The sequence below is a fragment of the Micromonospora sp. NPDC003776 genome (assembly GCF_053605645.1).
In genome coordinates, this window is the sequence record NZ_JBSGJR010000479.1 from 1 (window position 1) to 5,638 (window position 5,638).

Sequence of the window (5,638 nt, forward strand, 5' to 3'; positions counted from 1 at the left end):
GCTCGCCACCTACTACGCGTTCGGGTCGCACGCGCTGGTCAGCAACGACAGGGCGCCCATCTCCACCACCGCGCGGAAAGCGCGAATCGGACACGCGCATCCGAGGCCGTCGCTACGGTCGGTGAAGGGCCGACGGCCCGCCGCGACGATCCCGGCCACCGCAGGAGCAGCTCGTGCCCTTCGCCACGCCCGAGCGACCCGCCGGCCGGCGGCCCCTGGTCCGGGACCCCGATTCACCCCGACGGGTGACCCTGCTGGAGCTCTTCTTCGACCTGGTGTACGTGGTCGCGCTCTCCCTGATCTCCCGCGGAATGATCACCGAGCTGGGCTGGGAACGCGCCCTCCAGTCCCTGATCATGTTGATGGCGATGTGGTGGACCTGGGCGATCACCACCCTGGTCACCGACCTGTACGACCCGCAGCGCCCGCAGATCAAGGTTCTGATCATCGGGGTGATGTTCGGGGCGTTGCTGATGACCACCGCGATCCCGGAGGCCTTCGGCGCCCGGGGGCTGGTCTTCGCCGGCACGTACGTGGCGATCCATATCGGACGCGGGCTGTATCTCATGCCGACGGTCCGCCATGACCGACAGACCCAACGGCGGGCGGCCCGCATCTTCCTCTGGTTCGCCGTCTCGGCGGTGCCGTGGCTGGTCGGTGGGGTCCTGGCCCACGGCCGCGCCCAGGAAGGGCTCTGGGCGCTGGCCCTGGCCGTCGACTATCTCGGCTTCCGGCTCGCCTATCCGGTGCCCGGCCTCGGGGTGGTGCCGGACGCCCAGCGGAACGTCACCGCCGAGCACCTCTCCGAGCGCTACCAGCAGTTCTTCATCATCGCCCTGGGCGACGCCATCCTGGTCACCGGCACCATCTTCAGCCTCCACCACTCGGAGGCCGAGAACATCGGCGCCTTCGCCATCGCCTTCGGCACCACGCTGCTGCTCTGGCGGATCTACGTACACAAGTCGGGCGAGCTGCTCCCGAGCGCCATCGCCCGGGCGAAGCAGCCGGGCCGCTTCCTGAACACCGCGCCCTACACCCACCTGCTGCTGGTGGCCGGGGTGGTGACCACGGCGGCGGGCTTCGACCTGGTGCTGCTGGAGCCGACCGGCCGCACCCCGCCGGCCTGGGCGGCGGTCATCCTCGGCGGCCCGGCGCTGTTCCTGGTCGGTCGCGCCGCCTTCGAGTACGAGGTGTTCAGCCGGGTCTCCCTCTCCCGCGCGGGCGGGCTGCTGGCGCTGTTGAGCATCGCGCCGGCCGTGGTGTTCCTCGCCCCGGTCTACGCCGCGCTCGGCGCCATGCTGGTGCTCGGCGGCGTGGCCGTCGCCGACCATCTGCGCAGCCGGGGCCGGCCCCCGGAGGATCCCTCCCCGCCGCACTGACCCGCCCGGCAATGGTCGGAATCAGCCGCGCCGGTCGCCCCGCGCCGTTTGACCGGACACCCGGTCTGGGTATCACGCCTGCACCCTCGAATCCACCACAACCCCGTGGAGGCAACCCATGCGCGGCACCTCGATAGTCGGCGTCCTGGTCGTCATCTGGCTCATCATCGGCGCGATCGCCGCCGGTCAGCGCGGCTACTACAGCAACGACGACACGAACTGCGCCGAGGCGGGCACCATCCTGGTCACCATCGTGGCCGGCCCCCTGAACTACATCGGCGCCAACCCGAAGGTGGACTGCAAGCTCCCCGAGCCGTCCAAGTAGGTCACCCCGCTCTCCGGCCCGCGTCCGCTCCCCCGCGGCGCGGGCCCGGTCGTGTCCGGTCCCGCCCCGAAGGCAGCCGGCAGACCCGGTTCCGGCCCGGTCGCGGCGTTTGCCGACCGGTTGGCCGGGAAGGGCAGCGGTCCAGCCGCGACGGGAACGGGAGACCTGGCATGCAGATCGGCTACAAGCTGGCCTCGGAGGCGTTCGGACCGCAGGAGCTGATCCGGCAGGCGGTCCGCGCCGAGCAGGCCGGCTTCGACTTCGTCGAGATGAGCGACCACCACCACCCCTGGCTGGACGTGCAGGGGCACTCCTGCTTCACCTGGAGCGCGCTCGGCGCGATCGCCGCCCGGACCAGCACGCTCGGCCTGGCCACCGGGGTCACCTGCCCGACCGTGCGCTACCACCCGGCGATCATCGCCCAGGCCGCGGCCACCATGGCGCTGATCTCCGACGGGCGGTTCACCCTCGGCGTGGGCGCCGGCGAGCGGCTCAACGAGCACGTCGTCGGGCAGGGCTTCCCGAGCGTCCGCGGGCGGCACGAGCGGCTGCGCGAGGCGCTGGAGATCATCCGACTGCTCTGGCAGGGCGGCTACCGGTCGTACGAGGGGGAGCACCTGCAACTGGAGGACGCCCGGGTCTGGGACCTGCCGGACCCGCTGCCGGTGATCGCCGTGGCGGCCAGCGGCCGCGAATCCGCGACGATGGCGGCCGAGCTGGGCACCGGCCTCTTCGCCACCGAACCGGAGCCGTCCATCGTCGAACACTACCGGGAGGCCGGCGGCCGGGGCCCCCGCTACGCGGAGGTGCCGATCGCCTGGGCCGCGGACGAGGAGCAGGCGATCCGGGCGGCGAAGGAGACCAGCCGGTGGGCGGTGACCGGCTGGAAGGTGATGAGCGAGCTGCCCAACCCGGTGAACTTCGACGCGGCCACGGTCTGGGTGGAGGACCAGCACATCCGGCGGCAGTTCTCCGTCGGGCCGGACCCGGAGGCGCACGTCGCCAAGGCCCGGGCGTACGTCGAGGCCGGCTACGACCACATCGTCCTGCAGAACGCCGGCCCCGACCCGGACGGCTTCCTCGACTTCTTCGCCGGCGAGCTGAACGGGCGGCTGCGCGCCCTGGGCTGACCGGGAGCCGGGCGCAGCCCGGTCCGCCGGACGGCCCGCGTACCCGGGCGGCGGTCGGAGCGGGACGGGCGCGGCGCCGGCGCGCGGCGCTCAGCCGCCGACGTGGATGCCGGGGCGGCGGCTGGGGTCCGGCTCGGACTTGCGGATGATCTCGCGGACCACCGGCGGGGTGTCGCCGCGGCCGAGGATCAGGTAGCGCAGCAGGTGCGCGATCGGGTTGCCCTCGGACCATTCGAAGTGGCAGTGCGGCCGGATCCCGGTCGCGTCCCGCAGGGCCAGCAGGATGGCGGCGATGGCGTTCGGCGCGGCGGGGCTGCTGGCGCGCAGGATGCGATAGCCGCCGGCCTCCACCCCGTGCACCCGCAGCACCCCGCTGAACTGCGACGGGTCGGAGATGTCGATCTCCAGGAAGAGCACGTCGGCGGCGCCGGGCACCGGGTTCATCCCGCGCTGCGCCCGCTCCTTAACCCGGTACTCCTTGACCGAGCCGCTCTGCCGCTTGTTGGCGATCAGGTGCAGCCGGCCGTCGTGCGCGATCGAGTCGGCGATGAACCGGCGCGCCGGCTCGTCGAACTCGATCCGCTCGGCCCGTAGCTCCGTGGTCCGGGACACCCGGGAGATCAGCGAGACGGCGATGATGCCTGCGATGAACAGGCCGGAGATGGCGATGCCGTCCGGCTTCTCGATGACGTTCTCGGTGAGGGCGTAGAGCAGCACGGCGCTGAGCACCCCGAAGCCCACGCCGGCCAGCCGGTGCCGGCTGGTGTACGCGGAGATGGTCACCGCGATCGCGCCGGAGACCATCATCGCCAGGATCCCGGTGGCGTACGCCCCGGCCTGGGCGTTGACGTCGGCCCGGAAGGCGACCGTGATGGCGATGCTGATCGCGGTGTAGACCAGCACCACCGGGCGGACCGCCCGCGCCCACTCCGGCGCCATGCCGTACGAGGGCAGGTAGCGGGGCACGATGTTGATCAGGCCGGCCATGGCGGAGGCCCCGGCGAACCAGAGGATGAGGATGCTGCTGATGTCGTAGACCGTGCCGAACCCCTCGCCCAGGTGCTCGTGCGCCAGCCAGGCCAGCGCCCGCCCGTTGGCGGCGCCGCCCGGTTGGAACTCCTTCGGCGGGATCAGCACGGTGGTGACGAACGTGGTGGCGATGAGGTAGACCGACATGACCAGCGCCGCGGTGGCGAGCAGCTTGCGGGTGTTGCCGATCCGGGCCGTCAACCGGGCCTCGGTGTCCGCGCCGCCGCCGCGCACCAACGGCATCATGCTCACCCCGGTCTCGAAGCCGGAGAGCCCCAGCACCAGCAGCGGGAAGGCGAGCACGCTGGTGCGCAGCACGTCCCCGATCCCACCGACCTCGGTGAGCCGGGAGGTCCAGTCGCCGACCGCTCCCGGATGCTGGATGACCTCGACCAGCCCGGCGACCACGATCACCGCGTTCAGCCCGAGGAAGACCGCGACCAGCGGGATGGCGACCTGCACCGCCTCACTGAACCCCAGCAGGAACACGCCGCCGAGGATCAGCAGCAGCACCACGGTCACCACCACGGCGGCGGTGCCGCCGTGCGGGAAGGAATCCGGCAGGACGGGGTTCTCCAGCAGGTGGACGGTGGCGTCGGCGGCGGAGAGGGTGATCGTGATGATCCACGAGGTGGCCACGAAGCCGAGCAGCACCAGCACGAAGATCTTGCCGCGCCAGAACGGCAGCAACCGCTCGAGCATGGCCACCGAGCCCTGCCCGTGCGGGCTCTCCCGGGCCACCCGCCGGTACATCGGCAGCATGCCGAACAGGGTCAGCGCCACGATCAGCAGGGTCGCCACCGGGGAGAGCGCCCCGGCCGCGACCGCGGCGATGGCCGGCAGGTAGGACAGGGTGGAGAAGTAGTCGACACCGGTCAGGCACATCACCTGCCACCACGGGTGCGCCGGGGCCTGATGCTCGCGGGTCTCCGGGCCGACCGCCTGCACCCGGTGCTGGAAGAGCCAGCGGGCCAGCCGGCTGGCCGGCTCGGGCGCGCGGACGGGGCTCTCCACGCACGCGGGCACCCCGCCCGGTCCCCGCCGGGGCCGGTCGCCGTGCTCCGGGTCGCGCGCCGCGCGCAGTGCCCGGTCCGCCGCGGCGGCCTGCGCCTGGTTGCGCCGCCCCCGCGTCCGCCGGGGCTGCGCCCCGTTCCGCCCGTCCGCCATCTGCACCCCTTCGGCCCTGACCCGACCGTAGGCGGTACCCCGCGCCACACCCGGTGGAACCCGACAAGCCGGAAAAGATCATCGGGTACGGCGGGCGGGCTCAGCCGAGCGGGGTGGCCACGGCGTCCCGCAGCGCCTCGGGATCGGTCACGGTCACCGTGACCGCCGGGTGGCGGGGCCAGGGGCCCGGCGCCAGAGCCGGCACCGGGGTGGCGAACCGGAGGCAGACGCCGGTCGCCACGCTGCTGCCGAAGGTCACCCCGCCGTCGGCCAGGGACAGGTGCGGCCCGATCGCCCGCCACCAGCGGTACGGGCCACCGAGTTCCGCCCCGGTCAGGTTGTCGCGGGCGGTGCGCAGCAGCCACGGGCCGAACCGGACGACCAGCTCGTCCGGGCCGAGCTCGACCCGGGCGGTCTCCGGACGGATTCCGAGCAGGGCCAGGGGCAGCCGGAAGGCCGGGTCGAAGCGGAACGCGAAGCGGCGGCTCGGGCCGGCTCCGGCGGGGTCGTGGGCCATGGCGGCGACGTACCCGGCGCGGGCGGTCCGACACCCGGTCAGGTGGGGCCGGCCCAGCCGCTGCCCCGCGGGCCGGTCCCGGCCCGCGGGG

At 73.1% G+C, this 5,638-nt stretch carries 5 protein-coding genes; 3 read left to right on the forward strand and 2 right to left on the reverse strand.

The window, feature by feature from the left end:
- Positions 1–173: 173 nt before the first annotated feature.
- The 3 genes from ACWEVO_RS28685 to ACWEVO_RS28695 all read left to right on the forward strand — a co-directional run bounded on the left by ACWEVO_RS28685 (position 174) and on the right by ACWEVO_RS28695 (position 2,834).
- A complete protein-coding gene (locus ACWEVO_RS28685) occupies positions 174–1,379 on the forward strand; it encodes a low temperature requirement protein A (RefSeq protein ID WP_452310603.1) in 1,206 nt (401 codons plus the stop codon).
- Positions 1,380–1,497: 118 nt separating this feature from the next.
- Complete coding sequence (locus ACWEVO_RS28690) at positions 1,498–1,704, forward strand: hypothetical protein (RefSeq protein WP_452310604.1); 207 nt, start codon at positions 1,498–1,500, stop codon at positions 1,702–1,704.
- Between the two features lie 170 nt (positions 1,705–1,874).
- On the forward strand, positions 1,875–2,834 hold the full coding sequence (locus ACWEVO_RS28695; RefSeq protein WP_452310605.1) for a TIGR03557 family F420-dependent LLM class oxidoreductase: 960 nt from the start codon (positions 1,875–1,877) through the stop codon (positions 2,832–2,834).
- A gap of 90 nt (positions 2,835–2,924) precedes the next feature.
- Here ACWEVO_RS28695 and ACWEVO_RS28700 read toward each other — a convergent pair whose 3' ends face one another.
- Positions 2,925–5,030: an amino acid transporter gene (locus tag ACWEVO_RS28700; RefSeq protein ID WP_452310606.1), complete on the reverse strand. Its 2,106-nt coding sequence runs from the start codon at positions 5,028–5,030 to the stop codon at positions 2,925–2,927.
- 100 nt (positions 5,031–5,130) lie between these two features.
- Positions 5,131–5,638 (reverse strand): hypothetical protein (locus tag ACWEVO_RS28705; RefSeq protein ID WP_452310607.1); only part of this gene is annotated, 508 nt, incomplete at its 5' end.